The sequence below is a fragment of the Bordetella genomosp. 10 genome (assembly GCF_002261225.1).
In the GTDB taxonomy this organism is placed as follows: Bacteria; Pseudomonadota; Gammaproteobacteria; order Burkholderiales; family Burkholderiaceae_B; genus Bordetella_C.
This window is the reverse complement of sequence record NZ_NEVM01000005.1, coordinates 671,929-695,470: the sequence shown is the minus strand read 5'-3', so window position 1 is coordinate 695,470 and position 23,542 is coordinate 671,929. Positions and strand designations below refer to the sequence as shown.

Below are 23,542 nucleotides of genomic sequence, written 5' to 3'. Positions count from 1 at the left end.
GGGCTTTTTTGTTGCCTATTTCTTTGAAAAGGCCCTAACGTCGCGTATTAAAGAGGTCGTCGCAGGGTCGCCAGGCTCCGCTCGCAACCGGGTTTTACATTTTTTATTTCTCCTGATCCCTTGCGCCGATATAATTCGTACTGAAATCAATTCAACAAGACTGATTTCACCCCTGATTTTTTATCGGCGTCCCAGCCTTCGAGGCAAAGCCCCTATGAGTACTTCCGCAACGGCCACCGCCCAGCAATACGATTTGCGCATCCTCCGCGCCCTGCGCCGGATCACGCGTTCGATCGCCCTGCATTCGCGGCAGTTGGCGGCCGTCAGCCATATCACCGCGCCGCAGTTGATGTGCTTGCGCACGGTCATCGCCTCCGGCCCCATCACGGCCACCGCGATCAGCCGCGAGATCCACGTCAGCCCCAGCACCGTGGTCGGCATCCTGGACCGCCTGGAAGACAAGGCGCTGGTGCGCCGCGAGCGCAGCCGCGAGGACCGCCGCACGGTATTCGTCACCGCCACGCCGGCCGGCGTGGCGCTGGCCGAAGCGGCGCCGTCGCCGCTGCAGAAACACCTGGCCGAGGCGCTGAACGCCTTGCCGGAACTGGAACAGGCCACCATCACCCTGTCGCTGGAGCGCATCGTCGCGCTGATGGAGCAGGGCGGCCAGGCCGCGCCGCCGGAACCGCATGGCGACGGTGGGACGGCCATCCTCGAGATCCCCGCCGCGGGGCCCGCGCCCGAATCCGGGCTGGTGGTCTGAACCGCGCCCGCAACCGATTTCCGATTGATTGAAAGGAACCCGTTATCGCTTCCATCGACGACACCCTCACCACCCAGCAACGGCCGGCGCACGCCTTGCGGCGCCCCCGCCCCGTGGATGGCGCGGTCATCCACCGCTTGATTGCCGAATGTCCCCCGCTGGACCTGAACTCGGTCTACGCTTATCTGCTCCTTTGCGAGCACTTTCCCGATACCTGCGTCGTCGCCGAGAGCGGCGGCGGCAATATCGACGGATTCGTCTCCGCCTACATCCCTCCCACGTCGCCGGATACCTTGTTCATCTGGCAGGTCGCCGTGCATGAGCGCGCGCGCGGCCATGGCCTGGCCGGCGCCATGCTGCGCCATCTGCTGGGCCGTCCCGGACTGGCGCACATCCGCCAACTGGAGACCACCGTGGGTCCCGACAACCAGCCGTCGCGGCGCACCTTCACGGGCCTGGCTTCGGGCCTGGGCGCCCACGTGGCCGAACAGCCCTTGTTCGGCAAGCAACTGTTCGGCCATGACGGCGACCACGACGACGAAATGCTGTTGCGGATAGGACCTTTCGCGTCCATTCCCGTCGCGGCCTAGCAACGAACGGCACGGCGCGGGCCATGCGGGTCCGCACCGGCGCCATCGTGAGGCCCGCGCGCATGCCGCCGGGTTTCTTGACCGGGTTTTCCGACCCATTTGAACGGACCGCCCAGCGGTCCTTCGAAGACGCCATGGCCGGCCGTGTTCGCGGCCGGCCGCCAGTCAACCACAATGAGGAGAAAAGTATATGGACTTGAAAATCTTTGATCGCATGGAGTCCGAGGTGCGTGGCTACATCCGGTCCTTTCCGGTGATTTTCAGCCAGGCGCGAGGCTCATTGCTGATCGACGAGGACGGGGCCGAATACATCGACTTCTTCAGCGGCGCGGGCACGCTGAACTATGGCCACAACAATCCCTTGTTCAAATCCGAGCTGCTGGAGTACCTGGCCGCCGACGGCGTGGTGCATGGCCTGGACATGGCCACCAGCGCCAAGAAGCGCTTCCTGCAGTCCGTCGACCAGGTGCTGCTGCAGCCGCGCAAGTGGCGCTACACGCTGCAGTTCACCGGTCCCACCGGCACCAACGCGGTGGAAGCGGCGCTGAAGATCGCACGCCAGGTCAAGGGCCGCTCGAACATCATCTCGTTCACCCACGGTTTCCACGGCGTCAGCGGCGGCTCGCTGGGCGCCACGGCCAACGCCAAGTTCCGCGACGCCGCGGGCTACGCGCTGGGCAACACCACCTTCATGCCGTATGACGGCTACTTCGGCCCCGACGTCGACACCATGGCCTACATGGAGAAGATGCTGGACGACCCGAGCAGCGGCACCGACAAGCCGGCCGCCGTGATCGTCGAGACCGTGCAGGGCGAGGGCGGCGTCAACGTCGCGACCTTGCGCTGGCTCAAGGAGCTGGAAAAGGTCTGCCGCCGCCACGACATGCTGTTGATCGTCGACGACATCCAGGTCGGCTGCGGCCGCACCGGCAGCTTCTTCAGCTTCGAAAGCGCCGGCATCCAGCCCGACATCATCACGCTGTCGAAGTCGCTGTCGGGCTTCGGCCTGCCGATGTCGCTGGTGCTGATGAAGCCGGAACTGGACGTGTGGAAGCCGGGCGCGCACAGCGGCACCTTCCGCGGCAACAACCTGGCCTTCGTCACCGCCGCGGCGGCGCTGCGCACCTATTGGAGCGACGACGCCTTCACCCAGGACGTCCAGCGCAAGGAGCGCCTGGTGCGCGACTGGCTGGAGAACCTGGCGCACAGCTACCCCGGTTCCGGCCTGGCCGTGCGCGGCCGCGGCCTGATCCAGGGCCTGGTGTCCACCGCCGCGCCGGAACTGGCCAACGCCATCGCCCGCAAGGCCTTCGAGCGCGGCGTCGTCATCGAGACGTCGGGGGCGCAGGACGAAGTGCTCAAGTTCCTGCCGGCGCTCACCATCGAGGACGAACTGCTGCAGCGCGGCCTCGATGCCATCGAGGCCAGCGTGGCCGACGCGCTGACCGAATCCGGGCATTCCGCCCGCATCCTGAAATTTGGAGGAAAACGCTAATGATCGTTCGCAACGTCAAAGATGTCATCGGCACCAAGGACGAGGTCCGCACCGACACCTGGATGAGCCGCCGCGTGCTGCTGAAGAAGGACGGCATGGGCTTCTCCTTCCACGAGACCACCATCTTCCCGCACACCCGCACGCACATCCACTACCAGAACCACCTGGAGGCGGTGTGGGTCGTCGAGGGCGATGGTCACGTCGAGACCGTGGCCGACGGCAAGAAGCACAGGCTGTCGCCGGGCGTGGTCTACGCCTTGAATGAAAACGACGAGCACTGGCTGTGCGGCGGCGAAACGCCGCTGCGCGTCATCTGCGTGTTCAACCCGCCGCTGACCGGCCAGGAAGTGCACGACGCCAAGGGCGTGTATCCCCTGCCGGTCGCCGAAGCGGCTTGAGCGCGGCTCGAACGAACAGGAGGACGCTGGATGAATTTACCCGCGAAAGACAGATACGCCTCGCGCACCGACCGCATGTCGGCCATCGTGGCGCGCCACGATCCCGTCATCCACGGGGACGGCCGCTATGCCGATGCGCTGTCCGCCGACCAGTTGCGGGACTATGACCGCGACGGTTTCCTGATGCTGGAAAACCTGCTGCCGGAAGACGAGGTCGCCGCCATCCTGGCCGAGATCGGCCGCATGTCGCGCGACCCGGCGATCGTGCGCCGCGAGGAGTCGATCACCGAGCCGGGCAGCGACGCGGTGCGCTCCATTTTCATGGTGCACACGCTCAGCGCCATGATCTCGCGCCTGGTGCGCGATCCGCGCCTGATCAACGTGGCGCGGCAGATCCTCGGCTCCGAGGTCTATGTGCACCAGTCGCGCGCCAACATGAAGCCGGGCTTCAAGGGCAAGGAGTTCTATTGGCATTCGGACTTCGAAACCTGGCACGTGGAAGACGGCATGCCCGCCATGCGCGCGCTTAGCTGCACGGTGCTGCTGAGCGACAACAATGCCTGCAACGGTCCGCTGATGCTGGTTCCGGGCTCGCACCGGCACTTCGTTTCCTGCGTGGGCGAGACGCCGCAGGACCACTACAAGCAGTCGCTGAAAAAACAGGAGTACGGCGTGCCGGATCCCGTCAGCCTGCAACTGCTGGTGGAGCAGGGCGGCATCCGTCCCATGACCGGCAAGGCCGGGTCGGTGATTTTCTTCGACTGCAACACCATGCACGGGTCCAACAGCAATATCTCGCCCTGGCCGCGGGCCAACGTGTTCACGGTCTACAACAGCATCGAGAACGCGCTGATGCCGCCCAAGTACGGCCTGGCGCCGCGTCCCGAGCACATCGCCACCCGTGCCGGGATCAAGGCCCTGAAGCCGCTGGACAAGTTGAAGCTGGTGGAATGAGGCCGGTCCGATAAGGCCGGTCCGCGCCGCCTTCGGCGCGGGCGCAAGGACGGACGGCGCGTGCCTGGCACGCGCCGTTTTCTTTTGCCGTTTTCTCTGCCGTTTTCCTTGCCGTTTTCTTGTATCCTGGCGCCGTTGCTTCCCCGCCCTTGCTTCCCCCGTTGCTTCCCTTGTTCCGGCATCGACCCTGGCGCTTCTCCCATGTCCTCCCGCATCCGCAGCCTGCACATCTATCCGGTGAAATCCTGTGCCGGCATCGACCTGTCCGCCTCGCCCATCGACGAGGCGGGCCTGGCCTACGACCGGCGCTGGCTGGTGGTTTCCGGCGGCCAGTTCCTGACGCAGCGGCAACTGCCCGCCATGGCCCTGGTGCGCACCGTCCTGGACGACGCGCATCTGCGCCTGTCCGCCCCCGGCATGCCGGACCTGGCGATCGCGCTGGATGGTTCCGGCCTGCGCGGCGAGGCGCAAGCCGTGACGGTGTGGCGCGACACCATGCCCGCTCGGCGCGAAGGGGAGGCGGCGGCCGCATGGTTCAGCCGATACTTGCAGCAGCCCTGTGAACTCTTCCGCATCGACGTGGCCAGCGCCCGCCGTTCGGCTAGCGCGGAATGGGTCGGCGGCTGGCTGCAACGCCATCCGCAGGACGCCCCGCATTACCGGGAGCGCAATCTGTTCGGTTTCGCCGACGGTTTTCCCTTGCTGATCGCCAACCAGGCTTCGCTGGACGAACTCAACGCCCGGCTCGCCGCCAAGGGCGCGGCGCCGGTGCCGATGGACCGCTTCCGGCCCAACATCGTCATCGAGGGCGGACTGCAGGCCTACGAGGAAGACCATATCGCCTCGCTCGCGGCCGGCGCGGTGCGCATGGCGCTGGTCAAGCCCTGCACGCGCTGCGCCATTCCCGACGTCGACCAGGCCACGGGGCAGCGCCGCGACGAGCCTGGGCTGACCCTGGCGGCCACGCGCATGCTGGCGCCGGGCGTGGTGTTCGGACAGAACGCCATCGTGGCCGCGCCGGCCGGGGCCGTGCTGCGCGTCGGCGACGCGGTCGAGGTCGAATTCGATTTTTAGATTTTCAGCCCGCCGTCCGGGCCCGCGCGGCGTCCTGGATTCTCCGGACCCCGTCCCATGGTGGCAGGCGCCGCCCCGCGCGCGCCGACCCGTATCCGCAAAACCACTAAAATGCCCCACTGATCGACGTCGATCAATCGAACGGCAATTGCTCCGTACTCCTCCGGCAGGCCCGGGTTCGTCCCCGGGTTCGCGCCGGCCTCGTCCATAGGCAGATCGTCCACCATGAGTTTTCAGGTCACCCTTACCCCCAGCCAGCATCAATTCCCCATCGAAAGCGGCCAGACCGTGCTCGACGCGGCGCTGGCGGCGGGCATCGTGCTTCCCTATAGCTGTCGCAGCGGCGCGTGCTCGACCTGCAAGGGCAAGGTGATTTCCGGCGAATATGACGCGGGCCCCTATCCGGCCCAGGTCCTGGCGCCGGAGGAAATGGCGGCCGGCTATACGCTGCTGTGCCAGGCGCGGCCGTCGTCCGACCTGCTGGTCGAGTCGGCCGAGGTGCGCCTGGCCAGCGACATCCAGATCCGCAAGCTGCCCTCGCGCGTGATCTCCATCCAGCGCCTGGGCGAAGACGTGGCCGTGCTCAAGCTGCAACTGCCCGCGGCCGAGGAATTCCGCTTCTACGCCGGTCAGTACATCGAACTGATCCTCAAGGAAGGCCGGCGCCGCAGCTATTCGATGGCGACGGCGCCGCACGCGGGCAGCCCGCTGGAACTGCACATCCGCCACATGCCGGGCGGCTACTTCACCGATCACGTGTTCGGCGCGGGCGCCACGCAGATGAAGGAACGCGAGATCCTGCGCATCGAGGGTCCGTTCGGATCCTTCTTCCTGCGCGAGGACAGCGACAAGCCTATCGTCTTCCTGGCCAGCGGCACGGGTTTCGCGCCCATCAAGGCCATGGTCGAGCACATGCGGCACAAGCAGATCGCGCGTCCGGTGCGCCTGTACTGGGGCGGCCGCCGCCCGCGCGATCTCTACATGAGCGAGATGGCCGCGGAGTGGGCCGCCAACATCCCCGATTTCCAGTTCATTCCCGTCATCTCCGACGGCTTGCCGGAAGACGGCTGGAGCGGCCGCACGGGTTTCGTGCACGAGGCCGTCATGCAGGACCTGCCCGACCTTTCCGGCCACCAGGTCTATGCCTGCGGCGCGCCGCCCATGGTCGACGCCGCGCGGCGCCAGTTCAGCGCCCAGTGCGGCCTGCCGGCCGAGGAGTTCTACGCCGACGCCTTCACGTCGGAAGCGGACCTGGCGCAGGCTCGCCCGTAAGGCGGCCTGTCAGGTGGCTTGTGCGGTCCTTAAGGCGTTACGCAACACGTCAGATCTTGCTCGATCCGGCCGCCGTGTGTCTTATGTAACAAGGTGATCTTCCGGCGCTGGGCCCCGGCTGGCAGGCGTATCCAGCCAGGGTACACTCGCGATTCCGGAATCACTCGATTCGCCTCGCGGCGGCCGCCGGCCGCGTCCCGTGCGTTTTCAGTATCAAAGGCCCTTAGCGAATGAAAATTGCGGTGTTGGGTAGTGGCATCATCGGCACCTCCACCGCCTGGTGGCTGCGCCGCCTCGGTCACGACGTCGTCGTGGTCGACCGCCAGCCCGGGCCCGCCCAGGAAACCAGTTTCGCCAACGGCGGCCAGATCTCCGTTTCCTTCGCCGAACCCTGGGCCAACCCGCAAGCGCCCCTGAAGCTGCTCAAGTGGATGTTCCGCGATGACTCCCCGCTGCTGTTCCGGCCGCGGCTGGACGTGCATCAATGGGCCTGGGGCCTCGCTTTCCTGCGCCAATGCCTGCCGGGACGCTTCGCGCCCAATATCCGCGCCATGGTGCGGCTGGCCGAATACAGCCGCGCGACCCTGCGCGGAATGCGCGCCGAACTGGGCATCCAGTACGACCACCTCGAACGCGGCATCCTGAACTTCTATCGCGACAGCGAGGAGTTCGAACTGTCGCAGAAGGCGGCCGGCGTCATGCGCGATCTCGGCGTCGAGCGCCGCATCCTCACCAGCGACGAAGTCATCGCCATCGAGCCCGCGCTGGCGCGGCAGCGCGGCAGCATCGTCGGCGGCGACTACACGCCGGAAGACGAAAGCGGCGACGTCCACCTGTTCACCGTGGCGCTGGCGCGCCGGTGCGAGGCCGAAGGCGTCGAGTTCCGCTATTCGACCACGGTGACGCGCCTGCTGACCGCCGGCGGCGCCGTGTCGGGCGCGGAGACCATTTCGCCCGACGGCGCCTATGGCCGGCTCGACGCCGATGCGTTCGTCGTCGCCATGGGCAGCTTCACGCCCTTGCTGGTGCGCCCGCTGGGCGTTGCCTGCAACGTCTATCCCGCCAAGGGCTACTCCGCCACGTTCCCGGTGCTGGACGCCGCCGGCGCGCCCTCGGTCAGCCTGACCGACAGCGGCCACAAGGTGGTTTTCTCGCGCCTGGGCGACCGCCTGCGCATGGCGGGAACGGCGGAACTTTCCGGCTACGACCGCGCTCTCAATCCGGCGCGTTGCGAAGCCCTGACGCGCCTGGCGCGCGACCTCTTTCCCGATGCGCTCGATTTCGATCGCGTCAGCTACTGGTCGGGCTTGCGCCCGGCCACCCCGTCGAACGTGCCCCTGATCGGCCGGACCCGCATTTCCAACCTGTACCTGAACACGGGCCATGGAACGCTGGGCTGGACCATGGGGGTGGGTTCGGGCCGGGCTTTGGCCGATTTGATCCATGGTTCCCGGCCAGAGCCGGCATTTCCTTTTCTTGGTATCTAGACCTATGAAAAAACTGCAACAGATGAGTCCTGCCCATGTCGTGCGCGCCACGGGGCGTGCCTGGGTATTCGGGGCTGCGCTGCTGATTGGCGGCGTGGCCCACGCCGCGCCGGTACAGATCGAGGTCTGGCATACCTTGACGAGTGCCAACCAGGCCGAGCTGGAAAAACTGGTCAAGCAATACAACAAGGAGCAGGGCGACGTCGAGGTCAAGCTGCGCGGCTTCGCTTCTCCGCAGGCCTTGAAGCAGGAAGCCAGCGCTGCGGTGAAGGCCAAGCGCACGCCCAACCTGATCCAGCTCGACGACGACCGCTCGCCGGAAGCCGTGGCGGAATACAAGTCCATCAAGCCGCTGTACGAGCTGCTGGCCAAGTATCCGATCAAGGACATCGCGTGGTTCCTGCCGGCCACCACCAGCTTCACGCGCGACGCCAAGGGCCGCCTGCTGGCCTTCCCGCTCATGGCCGAAGTGCCGGTGATGTTCTACAACATTACCTACTACAAGAAGGCGGGCCTGGACCCCAACGCGCCGGCCCGCACCTGGGCCGAACTGCAGGACCAGTTGCTCAAGCTGCGCGACAAGGCCGACCTGGACTGCCCCTACGCCACCAGCGACCAGGTCACGGTGCACCTGGAAAGCCTGGCGCCGGTGAACAACCAGCTTTACGCCAGCAACAACAACGGGCTGGAAGCGACCAAGTCCAAGGTGCCGCCGCAACTGCAATTCGACATGCTGTACATGCGCCATATTTCGCTGATGGCCAGTTGGAAGCGGTCCCTGCTGTTCACGCAGCATAGCGAGGGCGACCAGGCCGACCAGTTGTTCGCCAAGGGCACCTGCGGCGTGCTGACCTCCGGTTCGGGCGCGATCGGCGACTTCCTCGTCACCAAGGGCCTGAACTTCGGCGTGGCGCCGCTGCCGTACTATCCGCAGGCCACCCCGACGGCCGGCCGTCCCTTCGTGACCGGCGGCGCGCTGTGGGCCATGGAAGGGCACCCGGCGGCGTCCGACAAGGCCACCGCGGCTTTCCTGGCATGGCTGTCCAAGCCTGTCGTGGCGGCCGAATGGCACCAGGCCACGGGCTACCTGCCGCTGACCGAAGCCGCTTTCCGCGCGTCGGACGTGTCCTACTACAGCAAGATCCCGGGCGCGCAGCAGTTCGTCACCGCCATGCGCACGCAGCCCGCGCCGACCGGCCGCGGCTTCCGCATGAACAACTACAGCCGCATCGAGCCGGTGCTGAGCCGCCAACTGGATGACGCCATCGACGGCAAGGTGCCGCCGATGTCCGCGCTGAATTCCGCGGCGGCGCAGGCGAAGGTGATCGCTGAACAGAAGTAGACCCCCCGTACCGCGCGGAGCGCGGCCCCCTCAAGGGGGCGACACCGGCGGACCGGAAGGATGGGCCCACCCCCTACCGCGCTGCGCGCGGCCCCCTCAAAGGGGGCGACACCGGCGGACCGGCAAAGCCGGCTCCTCGGTGTCCGTGATGGGGTTTGCTTCTGAACAAAGACCTATGCGTCAGCATAGGTCTTTTTCTTTTTGCGCCTGTCCTGCGCTTCCTCAGGAAGTCCATGATCGGAAGGGCCGTGACTGGAAGATCCATTCGTATAAGTCGATCTTGTGGGGTTTGAGGGGCAGGGCCACCATGCATGTGTCGCGCGCCACTCCGGCGCGCATCGCGTGGAGGCGCCATGCATCGCGCAGTGCATCGAATTTCGGCTTGTCTTGCGGTCCTGCCCTGCGTGGCCGCGTGCGCGCCGCCATCCTGGGGGCCGCGGGATGTAGTGACGCCGGACGCCACGTACGATTTCAATTGGCGGCTGTCGGGTGAACGCACGGTCGCGCCATTGCAAGTGTTCGACGACGGGCGCCGCACGTGGCTGCACTTCGCGTCCGGGCAGGCGCTGCCCGCGATTTTCGCCGTGGGGCGGGACGGGGAGCGGCCCGTTCCATATCTGCGCCGCGATCCCTATGTGGTGATCGAGGGCGTCTGGCCGGCCCTGATCATGCGGGGCGGGCGGCTGCGAGCCGTGGCGCGGCGGCACGTCGCGACGCGATTCGATGAGGCCGTGGCCTCGGGCGCGAGGGCCTTCGACGCGATGGCGTCGGATGCGACGGCCTTGGATAAGAGGGCCTCGGATACGGCGATTCCAGGTGCGGCGGCCTCGGGGGCGATCGCTTCAGGGACAGCGGCTTCGGATACGGCATTTTCCGGTTCGTCGGTCTCCACCGGCGCGCTTTCAGGTCCGACGATGCAGGCGGCTGTTTCGCCGGGAGCTGCCACCGCATCTCCGCGGACAGCGATGGCGAGCGCGGGGCGGCCGCGGCACGAAACGAACGCGACGAGTCGATCGGCGAGGGCCGCGGGCCAAGGCGCGGCGCGGGACGCGGCGGTCCGTGCGGGGATGTCCACGACGTTCAGCGCGGACCTGGCCGACGGCAATCTGCGGCGTGTCCTGGCCCGATGGGCAGGCCTGGCCGGCTGGACCTTCGGGCCGGAGCATTGGGACGTCGACGTCGACATCCCCCTGGCCGGCAGCGCGGGTTTCGGCGATGACTTCAAGCACGCGGTGCGGGCGCTGGTCGGCGCCACCGAGATGGCCGAACGGCCGCTGCAACCCTGCTTCTACGCCAATCGCGTCCTGCGCGTGGTGCCGCTGGCGCAAGCCTGCGACCGCGCGGCGCCCAGGGAGTCCATGACATGACGCCATGGAAACGAAAGGGCGAGCAGGCTCTGGAATCCGCCGGGAAATGGACTCGGACACTGGCTTGCGGACGCGGCGTCGCAGTCGTGCTTGCGTTGACGGCCTGCGTGCCGCAGGCCCGCTTGGACGCCGTCCACGACCGGGCGCGCCAGGCCCATGCAAGGGCCGGCATGGGGGCGGGAATGGACGCGCCGGCAGCGAGCGCCTCGGCGGCCGACGCGGCACAGCGGGAGGTCCTGCGGCGCCAGGCGATGCAGGAGGTTCCCAAACCCTGGCTGGCGGGCAAGCCGCGCCCCCTGGCGCGCGAAGCCAAGCTGCCGCCCGCGCTGCGCCGCGACGTCGATACGACCCTCATGTTCGCCGGCGGCGCCGCCGACCTGTCCGTGCTGGCGCAACGCATCGCGCATGCGACCGGCTTGCCGGTGCGCGTCAGGCCGGAGGCCCTGCTGCCGCAGTCCCTGTTCCTGCCGCGCCTGAGCCAGGCCGCCAACGCGATGACCGCCGAACTTCCGGCGCGCGCGGAGCCGCCGCGCGGCCCGCAGCCGCTGGCCCGCACGCTGGACATGCTGGCCTGGCGCCTGGGCGTGTTCTGGCGTTACCAGGACAACGCCATCGAGTTCTTCCGCACCGAAACCCGGGTCTTCAACATCCATGCGCTGACGCCCACGGCGCAATCCGAGGCGCGGCTGGGGCGCACGGGGCAGGCGCGCGGCGCGGGCTTCGACAACGCCTCGCACACCACCTTGTCGGTGGGCGAGCAGGACACGCTATCGGCCTTGCGCCAGCGTCTCGAACCCTTTCTCACCCGCGCCGGCGTGCTGGCGGCGGTGCCGGGGGCGGCCGCGTCCATCATCGTCACCGACACGCCGGAAGCGCTCGATCGCGTCGCGCGCTTCCTCGACGGCGAAAACCGGGCGCTGACGCGCCGCATCCGCCTGGTCTTCGAGGAAATCACCATCGTCATGCGGGACCAGGCGCGCACGGGCATCGACTGGAGCGCTGTCTTCACCAGCGCGAGGGCCGCCATATCGGCCACCTCGCCATCGGCGGCCCTGGCGGCCGGCGCGGCCGACGCCCTGGCCGGCAGCCGATTGCACGCGGGCGTCGCGGACGGACCCTATGCCACGTCGAAAGCGCTGATCGGCGCCTTGAGCGCCACCGGCACGGTCGTGCGCCACAGCAGCGTGCCGGTGCTCACGCTCAACCGGCGGCCGGTCACCCATGCCGTGCGGACGACCTTCTCCTACGTCGACCAGGTGCAAGGCAGCAGCGGCGACAGCGGCCGCAGGGGGCAGGGCGCCATGATGCCCGCCGTGTCGGTCAGCCAGAAGCAGGAAACCGTCGGGTCTTTCCTGACGCTGGTGCCCGACGCGCAGGACGACGGCAGCATCCAGTTGTCCATCGCCTATGACAACACGGTGGCGCAGCCGCTCAAGACCCTGACCTTCGGCCGCCGCGAGCACCAGATCGAATTGCAGCAGATCACCATCGACGGCAGCGGGATGGTGCAGCAGGTGTCGCTGAGGCCCGGCGAGCCCATGGTGATCTCGGGCTTCGACCGCCGCCAGGACGAGTACGACCGGCGCCGGCTGGCCCCGCGCGCGCCGCTGCTGCTGGGCGGCGCCGACCAGGTGGCCAGCGGGCGCAGCACCACCGTGGTCATCGTCACCGCGCAGGTCGAGGAAGGTTGAACGTGTCGAACTTCCGAAACACGACACCAGGGATACATGGAGGCCGAAGTGCAAGCGGTGGATGAAGCGTTGAGGATGGATCTGGAGGATGGCGCGGCGCTGGTGTTCGGCATGCGCTGGTTTCCGCTGGTGGGCAGCCGGCCGGATGCGCTGGCGCGGCGGCGCGCCCGTGAAGTCCGCGCCACGCACTACGTGCATGGCGGGACGCGGGCGGCCGCCGTCGGCTGCACGCGCCTGCGGGGCCGCCCGCGTCCCTGCCATAGCGCGGCGCAGGCCTTCGCGCAGTCCTTTCCGCAAGGAACGGCGGCCGGGATGCTGGTGATGGAGACAGGCCGGGCCTGGCTGGTGGCGACGCAGGACGGCGCCGTCATGGCGCGCACCGACCGCCTCTATGCCGATCGGGAGCAGGCCCTGGCCGCCCTGGCCGAACTGGAGGCCCTTTATCCCGGCCTGGCCGCGGCGCTGCGCCATCTCGACCTGGCGGCGCTGGCGGCCGATCTCGGCCTTTCCACCACGCTGTGGCGTCTCAGCCCCTGGGCAGCGTTGCCGCCCGGCGGCGCGCGCGGTTTCGGCGTGCTGCTGGCGGCCGGCCTGTTGACGGGCACGGCGTGGCAGGCCTGGCGTTACTGGGGGCGGCCGGCGCCGCAGGCCGCCCATGCGGCCGATCCGGTGGCGGCGTGGCGGGCGGCATTGGCGCGCCAGGCCGCCGCGCTGCCTTTGCACGACGGCGCGGGACTGGGCAAGGTTTTCCTGTCGTTGCGGCAGCTTCCCGTCCACACGCAGGGCTGGGACCTGGCGTCGGCGCGATGCGCGGCGCAGGCGCGGGCGTGGATATGCCAGGCGCGCTACCGGCGCGTCAGTCCGGCCGGCAGCAACCGGCGTTTCGCGGAAGCGCCGCCGGCGCGCGGCCAGGCCGGCTTCGACGGGCCGCATTTCGAGGGGCTGGAACAGGCGCGCGTGTCCTGGCGGGTGGCGGCCGGGCAGGGCGGCGGCCTGGAGCCCGCGGCGCTCGGCCGCAAGCGGGATGGCGATATCCGCCTGGGCAGCATGTTGCAAAGGCTGCAACCGGCTTTTGGACGCATTTCGCTGGGAGCGCCCGCGGTCCTGCCCCTGGACGCGCCGCTGGACGAGGCCGGACACCCGCTGCCGCGGCCGGCCGGGCTTCCTGTCCTGTACACGCGTCCCGTGTCGCTGCACGGCCCGTTGCGTTCCTATGCCTTGTTCCAGGCGCCGCCCGTGAAGGCGGCCTGGCAGGAGGTCACGCTGGCGTTGACGCCGGGCCGCCGCGCCGAGGCGGCGGGCAGCGTGTTGATGGCGCAATTGCAAGGAGTGGTCTATGAAAGGGATTGAAGTCTTGCCGCGCCGGCATGGCGCGCGGCGATGGGGCCCATGCGCGGTCCTGTTGATGCCGGCGGCCGTCTTCGCCGCGCCGGACGCGCCGCCGCCGGATGCCGGCTGCGCTTGGCCCGTCGCGGATAGCGTGGAGGCGCTGTTGCAGGCGGAGACCGAGGCGGCGCTGCGCGCGCGCCGCGGCATGGCGGCTGATCGCGGCCGCGTGGACGTCGTCGTGCCCGGACCGGCGCCGGCGCGGGGACCGGCCCACGCCGATCGCGTCGCCGTCGCCGCCATCTACGGCGTCGGACGCCGCCTGCATGTGGATGTGCGCATCAACGGCCAGATCGCGCGCTATCGCAAGGACCAGCGGTGGCCCGAGCACGCGCCCGGCGGCGGGGCGGGCGTCTATGCGCTGGCGGCCGTGCTGGGCGAGTGCGTGCACCTGCAAGGCGGCGACGGCGCGCGCATCGCCTGCCTGGACGCCGGGGCGGCGCCGGAAGCCAGGAGGCATTGACCATGTTCCTGCGACGCTCCCCACCGCGCGAATCCAGCGCCACGGCACTCACCGCGCGCCGCGAAACAGGCGCCATGGCATCCACCACGCGCCATGAATCCGTCGCCGCCGCGCCCACCATGCGCCGCGAATCGAGCGCCGCCGCGGCTGCCGTATCCGCCGCGACGCCGGCCGCCAAATCCACGGCCAGCCTGCCGCATCTGGCCAGCCAGGACGACATCGCGCGCCTGTCGCCGGCCTTCCTGCGCCCCCTGAACGACGAGTTCGACCTGGCGGCGTTGTCGGGCCATCTCTGTCCGGTGGTGCTGCGCGACGGCACCGTGGCGATATTCCTGCTCGCGGACTACGCCGCCGGCGACCAGGCCGACGAACTGGAGCGCCTGATCGTGCGGCGGGGCTATCGCATGGCGCGGCCCTCCCGCTATCTGCTGCCCGCGGCCTTGTTGCTGGCGGTCGCGCGCGGCCAGCTCGGCGCCGATCAACTGCGCAATCGCCGCGCGGTGCTGGCGGACCGTCACAAGTCGGCGCTGGCCGCGGCCTTCGTCGATCTTGTCGCCTGGGGCGTCAGGCAGAACGCCAGCGACGTGCATTTCAACGTGTTCCTGCAACGTCCCGAATCGGAGGTGCGCTACACGCTGGGCGGCAGCTACGTGACGCCGGCGCGTTTCCGCCATATGCCCACCGCGACCCTGATGGAAATGCTGGCCGTTGCGTGGATGGACGTGCGTGGCGGCAACGGCGCGGTGTTCGATCCGCGCATCGAACAGCAGGGACGCCTGGATATCGAGGTGGACGGCAGCCCCGTCCTCTTGCGCTGGACCTCGCTGGCCGCAGACAGCGGACCGTCCGTCTGCCTGCGCGTGCTGCGCCCCCAAGCCGACGGCGCGGCCTGGTCGCTGCAGGCGCTGGGCTATCTGGACACGCAGATCGACATGCTGCGGCGCGTCTGCCTGGCCGACGGCGGCGCGGTCGTCCTGGCCGGCGCCGTGGGGGCCGGCAAGTCGACCACCATCGCCGCCCTGATCCGGTCCCTGCCCGCCACGCGCAAGGTCATCACGCTGGAAGACCCGGTCGAATACCTCATCGCCAATGCCTTGCAGAATACCGTGGGGCGCAGCCTGGACGCGTCCGCGCCGTCGGTGTTCGACGCCAAGCTGCGGACCATCAAGCGCTGCGCCATGCACGACCTGCTGGTGGGGGAAATACGCGACGCCGAAACCGGGCGCGCGTTCATGGACCTGGCGGGATCCGGCGTCAACCTTTACACCACGACGCACGCCGCCGCGGCCTGGATGATCCCCGAGCGCCTTGCTTCCGATTTCATCGGCGTGTCGCGCGACTTCCTGGCTATCCCGGGCGTGCTCAAGCTGCTGGTCTGGCAGGCCTTGCTGCCGCGGCTATGCCCGGCTTGCGCGCTGCCCCTGGACGCGCTCTACCGCGGCGCCGATGGCGCGCGCCACCGGAATTGGGCCGCGCGCCTGCTGGACCTGTACGCGCTGGACGCGGCGTCGCTGCGCGTGCGCAATCCCGCCGGCTGCCCCGCCTGCGAACAGGCGGACCTGCCGCAACTGCGCGGACTGAATGGCCGCACCGTGGTGGCGGAAATGATAGAGCCGAGCCTGGACGAGGCCTTCCTGTGCAGCGTGCGCAATCGCGATTACGTGCGCCTGCGCCGCCAGTGGCGCGAGCGCGCCACCGCGCCCATCGCCGACGCCGACATGCGCGGCAAGACCGCCATGGCCTGCGCGCTCTACAAGGCCTCTCTCGGCCTGATCGATCCGCGCGATATCGAAAGCCGCTTTTGTGCCTTCGAAACGGTGGCCCTGGAGCGCGCCGCCTGGCGGGAGACCCTGCATGCGTGAATCTCGGCGCGCCCCTCTTTTTCATCGCGACCCCGGCGCCTTCGCCGCCGCGTTGGCCGACCGCTGCCGCGCGTATTGGCGGCGTGCGAGCCTGCGCCGCGACGCGGCCGTCTTCGCCGCGCATCGCGCGCATTACTACGAATACCTGGCGGATCTGCTGGATGGCTTGCAAGGGCGCAAGACCTTGCGCGATATCTTCGATGACGATGCGTTGCGGCACGGACGGACGACGGCGCGCGGACGCCTGGCGCGCCATTGGTCCGTGGCCTACGAGCGGTCCGCGGGCGACGTGGCGCAGGCCTGGGCCGGCACGCTGCCGCCCGGCGAGCTGGCCTTGCTGCGGGTGGCGCAGGACGCCGGCGGCGGGGCGTTCGCCGCCACCTTGCGCGACCTGGCGCGCGCCGTGACGCTGATCGACCAGGCGCGGCGCATCCTGCTGGCCAATTGCGCGGTGGGCGTGGCGGCGCTGGCCGTCGCGCTGTTGCTGGCCGGCAGCGTGCCGCTCTGGACCGTGCCGCGCTTGCAGGCGGTTTTCCAGTCCGTGCCCGCGGCGTGGCATGGCGGACTGACGCGCGCGCTGTTCCAGGGCGCGGACTGGCTGCGCGCCGGCTTGCCGCTGTGCTGCCTGGCCGGCGGGGCGCTGCTGTGGGGTTTCCTGGCGGCCTTGCCGCGACACACGGGCCGCCTGCGCGACTGGCTCGACCGCCGGACGCCCTGGCGCCTGTATCGCGATTTCCATTGCATCCGCTTCCTGGCGCTGCTGTCCGTGCTGGTGCGCCAGCGCGGCAACGTCGACACGCGGCTGCGCGAGGCGCTGTTCATGCTGGGCCGCGACGCCTCGCCCTGGTTCGCCGCGCACATCGCCGCGATGATCGCGCGCATCGACGCCGGGCTGGTCGGCGGCGACACCTTCGACACCGGCCTGATCGACGCCGACACGGGCTGGTATCTCGCCGACATGGTGGCCGCGCACGGCGTCGAGGACGGCATCGCGCGCACGCGCCAACGTCTCGAAACCCGCTTTCTCCCGCGCCTGCGCATCCAGGCCGGCGTCCTGCGCTGGTGCCTGCTGGCCTGCGGGCTGGCGACGGTGCTGGGCCTGACCTTCTGGCACTACGCCGTCATCGATGAGATGCGCCATGCCATGACACGGATGCACGGCGGCTGATCGCCGGGGACTGCGCCTGCCCGTTTTCTTCGCCTTTTTCCGATTTCTTCGCCGCTTTCTTCAACCCCGATTTCTTCAACCCCGCTCTTCAACCCTGTCCCGAGGATGCCCCTTCCATGACAACCGCTCCGACCCGCCACGTCCCGCGCCCCGCCTGGCCGCGCCTTACCGCCGGCTTCTCGCTCATCGAAGTCTCCATCGTCACCGCCATCGTGCTGCTGATCGCCATCATCGGCGTCCCCGCGCTGGGCTCCTTCGTGATTGAAAACAAGGTGCCCAAGGTCGGCGAGGCGCTGCAGCGCTACATCACGCACGCCAAGACCAATGCCCAGGGCAGCGGGCCCACGCCTTATGCCGGGGTGCACACCGGCCTGCTGGCGCAAGCCCTGCGCGGCTCGTCGGTGATCGCGGTGACGGGGGAAGGCGCCTCGGCCTCGGTGGCCCATGGCCTGGGCGGGAAGGGGCGCGGCGGCCATGGCACACTGACGCTGGCGCCCGCGGCGGTGGGCGAGGGCGGGGCAGGCTCCGCCTTCACCCTGACCGCGACCCACGTCAACGATGCCGCCTGTCCCACGCTGGCGGCCGTCATGCAGCGCATGGCCGACGTCATCGCGGTCGAGGGCAGGGGCGGCAGCGTCGTGGTGAAGGACGCCACCAGCATTCCCGCCCAGCCCTACGACGCGGCCCGCGCGCAGGAACAGTGCAGCGCAGGCGACGCCAATACGTTCGTTTTCACGGTGCGGTGAGGCAGCGATGGGCCCGCTATCCCGCCGCTCCCATCGCCAGGGCGGCTATCTGATGTTCGAACTCGCCTTCGTCCTGGCCGTGGCCTGCCTGGCCGCGGTATGGGGCGCCGACGCATGGCGGCGCGAGGCCGACGCCGCCGCCGGACGGGCGGCCGGGGCCTGGCTGCTCGAAATCCGCGGCGCGCTGGCCCGCATGCTGGCGCGCCATCGGGACGACCTGGCGCAAGGCGTGCCGCCGCGCGACGCGCAGGGCGGCCCCGCCTATGCCGATCCCCACGCCCCGCGCCTGGAGGAACTGATACGCCATGGCCACCTGCCGTCCGGTTTCCCGACCGCGGCGCCCGGCGGGATGCGGGTCGCCATGCGCATCCTGCGCGACCCGGCGTGCCCGGCGGAAGGCTGCCGCCTGGACGCGCTGGCGTACAGCGTCGCGCCGGCGGGCGCCCTGAACGACGCGGCCGGCGCGCAAGGCGACCCCGCCATCGTGGCCGAGATCCTGGCGGCGGCCGGCGGCTATGGTGGACATGTCGACGCGCGGGCCTCCGACCGCCTGCGTGGCCCCAATTTCCACTTTGCCAATCCGCTCGCGCCGGGCATGGGCCGCCTGGCGGCCGGGACGGTGGCCGTCTGGGCGGGGCTGGACCTTGCCGGCACATGGCCCTATCTGCGCCTGGGCGACCGCCGCAATCCGGATTTCCAGGGCGACGTCGGGGCCGCCGGCGCCATGCACGCGGCGGGACGGCTGAGCACGGACGGGCATCTGCTCGTCGGCGCCGTGGCGCGGATGGGCGCTTCCTGCGCGCCGGACGGCCTGATGGCGAGGGCGCAGGACGGCGCGTCCCTGTCCTGCGTCGATGGCCGCTGGTCGACGCCCGGCGGTTTCGGCGGCGCGTTTTCCGTCGACTCCCGCTTCGGCTGCAGGACAGCCGCGCTGGCGTCCACCGCCAACCCCCGGACGGGGGATTGCAGTTGCCCGGCGGGCCATGCCGCCATCCAGGTATCCCGGGAGAGCGATGGCGGCGACGACGGCGCCAGCACGAGGGGCTACGTGTGCGTACGCTAGCGCCGCGCCCCGGACGTTCGCGCCCGCCGTGAAATCGGGGGATGCGCGCGCGGCCCGGACCCGTTCCCCCGGGAAACGGCGGCCGATTGCATATAATCGAGGATTGCCCAAAATGCCCATGCAGATTCATCCAAGATGAAATCCTCCGAGATTCGCCAGAAATTCCTGCAGTTTTTCCAGTCCAAGGGTCACACCATCGTCCCGTCGTCCTCGCTCGTGCCGAGCAACGACCCGACGCTGCTGTTCACCAACTCGGGGATGGTCCAGTTCAAGGACGTGTTCACCGGCAAGGAAACGCGCGCCTACACCCGCGCGACCTCGTCGCAGCGCAGCGTGCGGGCCGGCGGCAAGCACAATGACCTGGAGAACGTCGGCTACACGGCGCGCCACCATACGTTCTTCGAAATGCTGGGCAATTTCAGCTTTGGCGACTACTTCAAGCGCGACGCCATCCATTACGCCTGGGAGCTCCTGACCCAGGTCTACAAGCTGCCCGCCGAGAAGCTGTGGGTCACGGTCTACCAGGAAGACGACGAAGCCTACGACATCTGGGCCAAGGAAGTGGGCGTGCCGGCCGAGCGCATCATCCGCATCGGCGACAATAAGGGCGCCCGCTACGCCTCGGACAACTTCTGGCAGATGGCCGACACCGGCCCCTGCGGCCCCTGCTCGGAAATCTTCTACGACCACGGTCCGGAAATCTGGGGCGGCCCCCCGGGATCGCCCGAGGAAGACGGCGACCGCTATATCGAAATCTGGAACCTGGTGTTCATGCAGTTCGAGCGCGACGCCGCCGGCAACATGCCGCGCCTGCCCAAGCCCTGCGTCGACACCGGCATGGGCCTGGAGCGCATCGCCGCGGTGCTGCAAGGCGTGCACTCCAACTACGAAATCGACCTGTTCCAGCACCTGATCGCCGCCGCCGCCCGCGAGACCGGCGTCAAGGACCTGGGCGACAATTCGCTGAAGGTCATCGCGGACCACATCCGCGCCTGTTCCTTCCTGATCGTCGACGGCGTCATCCCCAGCAACGAAGGCCGCGGCTACGTGCTGCGCCGTATCATCCGCCGCGCCCTGCGCCACGGCTACAAACTGGGCCAGACCAAGCCTTTCTTCCATCGCCTGGTGGCCGACCTGGTCGCCGAGATGGGCGAGGCCTATCCGGAACTGGCCAACACGGCCGACCGCGTGGCCCAGGTGCTGAAGCAGGAAGAGGAGCGTTTCGGCGAAACCCTCGAAAACGGCATGAAGATCCTCGAAGGCGCCCTGGCCAACGTGCCGGCCGGCGGCCAGCTCGACGGCACCACGCTGTTCACGCTGTACGACACCTACGGCTTCCCGGTCGACCTGACGGCCGACATCTGCCGCGAGCGCAAGGTGGAGGTCGACCTGGCCGGTTTCGACACCGCCATGGCGCGCCAGCGCGAGCAGGCCCGCGCCGCCGGCAAGTTCAAGATGGCCGAGGGCCTGAGCTACGAGGGCGCCGAAACGCGCTTCGAAGGCTACGAGCATCTGGAACTGGACGGCGTGAAGGTCGTCGCGCTGTACGCCAACGGCACGTCGGTGCCGCGCATCGAGGCCGGCCAGGATGCCGTGGTGGTGCTGGACGCCACGCCTTTCTACGCCGAGTCCGGCGGCCAGGTGGGCGACACCGGCCTGCTGGAAGCCGCCGGCGTGCGCTTCGCCGTGGCCGATACGCAGAAGGTGCAGGCCGGCGTGTTCGGCCATCACGGCAAGCTGGAGTCGGGCCACCTGGCGGTGGGCGACACCCTGCTGGCCCGCGTCGACGGCGTGCGCCGCGCGCGCACCGTGCGCAACCACTCCGCGACCCACCTCATGCACAAGGCCCTGCGCCAGGTGCTGGGCGCGCACGTGCAGCAGCGCGGCTCGCTGGTCGACCCGGACAAGACCCGCTTCGACTTCGCGCAGGACGCCCCCATGACCGCCGAGCAGATCGCGCGCGTCGAGGCCATCGTCAACGCCGAGATCCTGGCCAACCACGCGACCCAGGCCCAGGTGATGGCCTACGACGACGCCGTCAAGGGCGGCGCCATGGCGCTGTTCGGCGAGAAGTACGGCGACACCGTGCGGGTGCTGGATATCGGTTTTTCGCGCGAACTGTGCGGCGGCACGCACGTATCGCGCACCGGCGACATCGGCATGTTCAAGATCGTCGCCGAATCCGGCGTGGCCGCGGGCGTGCGCCGCATCGAGGCTATCACGGGCGACAACACCCTGGCCTGGGCGCAGGCGCAGACCGCCTTGCTCGGCCGCGCCGCCGGCGCGCTGCGCACGCCCCCGGCCGAACTGCCCGATCGCATCGCCCAGGTGCAGGAGCAGGTCAAGGCCCTGGAGAAGGAACTGGACCAGGCGCGCAGCAAGCTGGCGGCGAGCGCCGGCAACGACCTGGCGGCCAAGGCCACCATCGACGTCAAGGGCGTCAAGGTGCTGGCCGCCGGCATCGGCGCCGTCGATCCCAAGGCGCTGCGCGGCATGGTCGACCAGCTCAAGGACAAGCTGAAGTCCGCCGTGGTCTTGCTGGCGGGCTCGCAGGACGGCAAGATCAGCGTGGTGGGCGGCGTCACGGCCGACCTGACCGGCCGCGTCAAGGCCGGCGAACTGGTCGGCTTCGTCTCGTCGCAGATCGGCGGCAAGGGCGGTGGCCGGCCCGACATGGCCATGGGCGGCGGCAGCGACGCCGATGCCCTGCCGGGCGCCATCGCCAGCGTGCGCCAGTGGGTGGAAGAGCGCCTCTGATGGACGCCGCCGACATGGACGCCGCCGATACGCCCAGCCCCGCGCCGCCGGCCGACCTGGAAATCGACGCCAAGGGGCTGAACTGCCCCTTGCCCATCCTGCGCGCGAAGAAGGCCCTGGCCCAGTTGCAAAGCGGCCAGGTGCTCAAGGTGCTGACCACGGACCGCAACGCGATCCGCGACTTCCAGGCGTTTTGCAAGCAGACCGGCAACGCCTTGCTGGCGCAGCAGGAAGACGAGGGCGTGGGCGTGCATTATTTGCGGCGCCGCTGAGCGCGCCGCCGAACCGTTCACAGGCCCAGGCTTTCCGGAATTCATCATCATGGCCAAGACTTTCAAGATCGGCACCCGCGCCAGCCTGATGGCGGTGCGCCAGACCGAAGACCTCATACGGGCCCTGAGCCTGCGGTTTCCCGAGCACACCTTCGAAATGGTGACGCGGCCGGCCGCCGCCGATCTCGACCTGAAGACCCGCCTGGGCGGAATGGGCGGCAAGGGCGGGGCGTTCATCACCGCCATGCATGACATGATGCTGCGCGGCGAGGCGGACATGGTGATGCACTCGCTCAAGGATCTGCCCGGCAACGACGAGTATTACGCCGACACCCGGTTTTCCATCGGCGCCTGCCTGCCGCGCAGCGATGCGCGCGATTGCATGGTGCTCAGGCAGGGCTGGACGGGCGACGCGCCGGCCGTGATCGGCACCGCCTCGGTGCGTCGCGCCGCCTTCCTGCGCCGGCTTTTTCCGCACAGCCAGGTGGTGCCGTTCCGCGGCGCCGCCGACAAGCGCATCGCGCGCATGGACGACGGCGTGCCCATGACGTTCAACTACGGCGGCGCCACGCCGCCGGTCGACGCCTTGCTGCTGGCGAAGAACGGGCTGGAGCGCATCGGCCTGGACGGGCGCATCAGCCGGGTCTTCTCCGTGGCTGAAATGTGCCCGGCGGTCGGGCAGGGCGTGGTGGTGGCGGAGTACGCGACCGGCAACGACGAGGCGCGGGCCCTGCTGGCGGCGATCAACGACCGCGAGACCATGTTCTGCTACCAGGCCGAGCGCGCCCTGCTGAAGGCGCTGAACGGCCACTGCGATTCGCCCATCGGCGCCTATGCCTGGGTGAAGGGCGGCCGGCTCAGGCTGCGCGGCGTGGTGATCGCCCTGGACGGGCGCAGCGCCGTCGAGGTCTACGACGAAAGCGAGTACGCCGATCCCCTGGCGCTGGGCACCCGCGCGGGCGCGCGCCTGAACGCCCTGGGCGCCCAGGCCATCATCGAGGAAACGCGCTACGTAGGCTGAGGCGCCAGAAATACAACATTTCCGCATCGATTTGCCGGGTGGTCCGGATCGATGCTAGAATCTACTGTTTTCCATAACCAATTCAAGGGATTACCTATGGTGGTGATTCGTCTGGCCCGTGGCGGGTCGAAAAAGCGTCCGTTCTACAACCTGGTGGCCACCGATTCGCGCAACCGTCGCGACGGCCGCTTCATCGAGCGCGTCGGTTTCTACAATCCGGTCGGTAGCGAAGGCACCGAGAACCTGCGCATCGCGCTGGATCGCGTGAAGCACTGGACCGACAGCGGCGCGCAACTGTCGCCCGCCGTGGAACGCCTGGTCAAGTCGTACTCGCAGAAAGTCTCCGCCGCGGCCTGAGCTGGGCCTGCCTG

General features: G+C 69.1%; 23 protein-coding genes and 1 pseudogene. 22 read left to right on the top strand and 2 right to left on the bottom strand.

All coding sequences use genetic code 11. The features are described 5' to 3' along the window. The first annotated feature begins 214 nt into the window (after positions 1–214). From CAL29_RS19415 to CAL29_RS19390, 6 genes are all read left to right on the top strand, one after another. Positions 215–763 carry a MarR family winged helix-turn-helix transcriptional regulator gene (locus CAL29_RS19415; protein WP_094854688.1) on the top strand — a complete coding sequence of 183 codons (549 nt, stop codon included), beginning with the start codon at positions 215–217 and terminating at the stop codon, positions 761–763. Positions 764–807: 44 nt separating this feature from the next. Beyond that, positions 808–1,353, top strand: a complete 546-nt coding sequence (gene ectA / locus CAL29_RS19410; protein ID WP_094854687.1) for a diaminobutyrate acetyltransferase — start codon at positions 808–810, stop codon at positions 1,351–1,353. A gap of 190 nt (positions 1,354–1,543) precedes the next feature. Then, positions 1,544–2,848: a diaminobutyrate--2-oxoglutarate transaminase gene (ectB, locus tag CAL29_RS19405; RefSeq protein ID WP_094854686.1), complete on the top strand. Its 1,305-nt coding sequence runs from the start codon at positions 1,544–1,546 to the stop codon at positions 2,846–2,848. Beyond that, on the top strand, positions 2,848–3,246 hold the full coding sequence (locus CAL29_RS19400; protein ID WP_094854685.1) for an ectoine synthase: 399 nt from the start codon (positions 2,848–2,850) through the stop codon (positions 3,244–3,246). The genes ectB and CAL29_RS19400 overlap by 1 nt, the downstream gene beginning before the upstream one ends. Positions 3,247–3,276: 30 nt before the next feature. Next, positions 3,277–4,200 (top strand): ectoine hydroxylase, encoded by a 924-nt coding sequence (gene thpD, locus CAL29_RS19395; RefSeq protein WP_094854684.1) that lies wholly within the window; start codon positions 3,277–3,279, stop codon positions 4,198–4,200. 201 nt (positions 4,201–4,401) lie between these two features. Next, positions 4,402–5,274 carry an MOSC domain-containing protein gene (locus CAL29_RS19390; protein ID WP_094854683.1) on the top strand — a complete coding sequence of 291 codons (873 nt, stop codon included), beginning with the start codon at positions 4,402–4,404 and terminating at the stop codon, positions 5,272–5,274. On the opposite strand, the gene CAL29_RS19385 is transcribed toward CAL29_RS19390, so the two are convergent. Then, positions 5,271–5,501, bottom strand: a complete 231-nt coding sequence (locus tag CAL29_RS19385; protein WP_094854682.1) for a hypothetical protein — start codon at positions 5,499–5,501, stop codon at positions 5,271–5,273. The two genes, CAL29_RS19390 and CAL29_RS19385, sit on opposite strands and share 4 nt — an antisense overlap. Here CAL29_RS19385 and CAL29_RS19380 point away from each other — a divergent pair. The 4 genes and pseudogenes from CAL29_RS19380 to CAL29_RS31645 form a co-directional block, all read left to right on the top strand. Then, positions 5,500–6,546, top strand: a complete 1,047-nt coding sequence (locus CAL29_RS19380) for a CDP-6-deoxy-delta-3,4-glucoseen reductase (RefSeq protein WP_094854681.1) — start codon at positions 5,500–5,502, stop codon at positions 6,544–6,546. The two genes, CAL29_RS19385 and CAL29_RS19380, sit on opposite strands and share 2 nt — an antisense overlap. Before the next feature lie 230 nt (positions 6,547–6,776). Beyond that, the gene (locus tag CAL29_RS19375; protein ID WP_094854680.1) at positions 6,777–8,033 is read left to right on the top strand and encodes a D-amino acid dehydrogenase; all 1,257 of its coding nucleotides are present in this window, start codon (positions 6,777–6,779) and stop codon (positions 8,031–8,033) included. A gap of 4 nt (positions 8,034–8,037) precedes the next feature. Next, positions 8,038–9,375, top strand: a complete 1,338-nt coding sequence (locus CAL29_RS19370; protein ID WP_094854679.1) for an extracellular solute-binding protein — start codon at positions 8,038–8,040, stop codon at positions 9,373–9,375. A gap of 311 nt (positions 9,376–9,686) precedes the next feature. Beyond that, a pseudogene (locus tag CAL29_RS31645) lies at positions 9,687–9,998 on the top strand (TrbG/VirB9 family P-type conjugative transfer protein); the annotation flags it as partial. Positions 9,999–10,006: 8 nt separating this feature from the next. Here CAL29_RS31645 and CAL29_RS32080 read toward each other — a convergent pair. Next, positions 10,007–10,450, bottom strand: coding sequence for a hypothetical protein (locus CAL29_RS32080; protein ID WP_256977893.1), 444 nt, complete (start codon positions 10,448–10,450; stop codon positions 10,007–10,009). Here CAL29_RS32080 and CAL29_RS32075 point away from each other — a divergent pair. From CAL29_RS32075 to rpsP, 12 genes are all read left to right on the top strand, one after another. Continuing rightward, positions 10,443–10,742 carry a toxin co-regulated pilus biosynthesis Q family protein gene (locus CAL29_RS32075; protein ID WP_256977856.1) on the top strand — a complete coding sequence of 100 codons (300 nt, stop codon included), beginning with the start codon at positions 10,443–10,445 and terminating at the stop codon, positions 10,740–10,742. The genes CAL29_RS32080 and CAL29_RS32075 overlap by 8 nt on opposite strands. Beyond that, the gene (locus CAL29_RS19360; RefSeq protein ID WP_373559799.1) at positions 10,739–12,433 is read left to right on the top strand and encodes a hypothetical protein; all 1,695 of its coding nucleotides are present in this window, start codon (positions 10,739–10,741) and stop codon (positions 12,431–12,433) included. Before CAL29_RS32075 ends, CAL29_RS19360 begins: the two co-directional genes overlap by 4 nt. 75 nt (positions 12,434–12,508) lie before the next feature. Continuing rightward, positions 12,509–13,783 (top strand): hypothetical protein, encoded by a 1,275-nt coding sequence (locus tag CAL29_RS19355; RefSeq protein WP_143277705.1) that lies wholly within the window; start codon positions 12,509–12,511, stop codon positions 13,781–13,783. Next, positions 13,770–14,282, top strand: coding sequence for a hypothetical protein (locus CAL29_RS19350; protein WP_143277704.1), 513 nt, complete (start codon positions 13,770–13,772; stop codon positions 14,280–14,282). The genes CAL29_RS19355 and CAL29_RS19350 overlap by 14 nt, the downstream gene beginning before the upstream one ends. Before the next feature lie 74 nt (positions 14,283–14,356). Further along, positions 14,357–16,144: an ATPase, T2SS/T4P/T4SS family gene (locus CAL29_RS19345; RefSeq protein WP_256977585.1), complete on the top strand. Its 1,788-nt coding sequence runs from the start codon at positions 14,357–14,359 to the stop codon at positions 16,142–16,144. Next, positions 16,137–17,312, top strand: coding sequence for a general secretion pathway protein (locus tag CAL29_RS19340; RefSeq protein ID WP_256977584.1), 1,176 nt, complete (start codon positions 16,137–16,139; stop codon positions 17,310–17,312). The genes CAL29_RS19345 and CAL29_RS19340 overlap by 8 nt, the downstream gene beginning before the upstream one ends. Before the next feature lie 116 nt (positions 17,313–17,428). After that, positions 17,429–18,058: a type 4 pilus major pilin gene (locus tag CAL29_RS19335; RefSeq protein WP_094854675.1), complete on the top strand. Its 630-nt coding sequence runs from the start codon at positions 17,429–17,431 to the stop codon at positions 18,056–18,058. A gap of 7 nt (positions 18,059–18,065) precedes the next feature. Next, entirely contained in the window at positions 18,066–19,121 is a 1,056-nt protein-coding gene (locus CAL29_RS19330) for a hypothetical protein (protein WP_094854674.1), read from the top strand. A gap of 135 nt (positions 19,122–19,256) precedes the next feature. Beyond that, positions 19,257–21,878 (top strand): alanine--tRNA ligase, encoded by a 2,622-nt coding sequence (gene alaS, locus CAL29_RS19325; RefSeq protein WP_094854673.1) that lies wholly within the window; start codon positions 19,257–19,259, stop codon positions 21,876–21,878. Positions 21,879–21,892: 14 nt separating this feature from the next. Beyond that, entirely contained in the window at positions 21,893–22,150 is a 258-nt protein-coding gene (locus CAL29_RS19320; protein WP_094856752.1) for a sulfurtransferase TusA family protein, read from the top strand. Positions 22,151–22,199: 49 nt separating this feature from the next. Beyond that, positions 22,200–23,171, top strand: a complete 972-nt coding sequence (gene hemC / locus CAL29_RS19315) for a hydroxymethylbilane synthase (protein WP_094854672.1) — start codon at positions 22,200–22,202, stop codon at positions 23,169–23,171. Between the two features lie 96 nt (positions 23,172–23,267). Next, positions 23,268–23,528, top strand: coding sequence for a 30S ribosomal protein S16 (rpsP, locus tag CAL29_RS19310; protein ID WP_094854671.1), 261 nt, complete (start codon positions 23,268–23,270; stop codon positions 23,526–23,528). Positions 23,529–23,542 lie beyond the last annotated feature (14 nt).

Coding starts and splice junctions, on each gene's coding strand:
- CAL29_RS19415 (WP_094854688.1), top strand. CDS start 215: ATGAGTACTTCCGCAACGGCCACCGCCCAGCAATACGATTTGCGCATC.
- ectB (WP_094854686.1), top strand. CDS start 1,544: ATGGACTTGAAAATCTTTGATCGCATGGAGTCCGAGGTGCGTGGCTAC.
- CAL29_RS19400 (WP_094854685.1), top strand. CDS start 2,848: ATGATCGTTCGCAACGTCAAAGATGTCATCGGCACCAAGGACGAGGTC.
- thpD (WP_094854684.1), top strand. CDS start 3,277: ATGAATTTACCCGCGAAAGACAGATACGCCTCGCGCACCGACCGCATG.
- CAL29_RS19390 (WP_094854683.1), top strand. CDS start 4,402: ATGTCCTCCCGCATCCGCAGCCTGCACATCTATCCGGTGAAATCCTGT.
- CAL29_RS19380 (WP_094854681.1), top strand. CDS start 5,500: ATGAGTTTTCAGGTCACCCTTACCCCCAGCCAGCATCAATTCCCCATC.
- CAL29_RS19385 (WP_094854682.1), bottom strand. CDS start 5,501: ATGGTGGACGATCTGCCTATGGACGAGGCCGGCGCGAACCCGGGGACG.
- CAL29_RS19375 (WP_094854680.1), top strand. CDS start 6,777: ATGAAAATTGCGGTGTTGGGTAGTGGCATCATCGGCACCTCCACCGCC.
- CAL29_RS19370 (WP_094854679.1), top strand. CDS start 8,038: ATGAAAAAACTGCAACAGATGAGTCCTGCCCATGTCGTGCGCGCCACG.
- CAL29_RS32075 (WP_256977856.1), top strand. CDS start 10,443: ATGTCCACGACGTTCAGCGCGGACCTGGCCGACGGCAATCTGCGGCGT.
- CAL29_RS19360 (WP_373559799.1), top strand. CDS start 10,739: ATGACGCCATGGAAACGAAAGGGCGAGCAGGCTCTGGAATCCGCCGGG.
- CAL29_RS19355 (WP_143277705.1), top strand. CDS start 12,509: ATGGATCTGGAGGATGGCGCGGCGCTGGTGTTCGGCATGCGCTGGTTT.
- CAL29_RS19350 (WP_143277704.1), top strand. CDS start 13,770: ATGAAAGGGATTGAAGTCTTGCCGCGCCGGCATGGCGCGCGGCGATGG.
- CAL29_RS19345 (WP_256977585.1), top strand. CDS start 14,357: ATGGCATCCACCACGCGCCATGAATCCGTCGCCGCCGCGCCCACCATG.
- CAL29_RS19340 (WP_256977584.1), top strand. CDS start 16,137: ATGCGTGAATCTCGGCGCGCCCCTCTTTTTCATCGCGACCCCGGCGCC.
- CAL29_RS19335 (WP_094854675.1), top strand. CDS start 17,429: ATGACAACCGCTCCGACCCGCCACGTCCCGCGCCCCGCCTGGCCGCGC.
- CAL29_RS19330 (WP_094854674.1), top strand. CDS start 18,066: ATGGGCCCGCTATCCCGCCGCTCCCATCGCCAGGGCGGCTATCTGATG.
- alaS (WP_094854673.1), top strand. CDS start 19,257: ATGAAATCCTCCGAGATTCGCCAGAAATTCCTGCAGTTTTTCCAGTCC.
- CAL29_RS19320 (WP_094856752.1), top strand. CDS start 21,893: ATGGACGCCGCCGATACGCCCAGCCCCGCGCCGCCGGCCGACCTGGAA.
- hemC (WP_094854672.1), top strand. CDS start 22,200: ATGGCCAAGACTTTCAAGATCGGCACCCGCGCCAGCCTGATGGCGGTG.
- rpsP (WP_094854671.1), top strand. CDS start 23,268: ATGGTGGTGATTCGTCTGGCCCGTGGCGGGTCGAAAAAGCGTCCGTTC.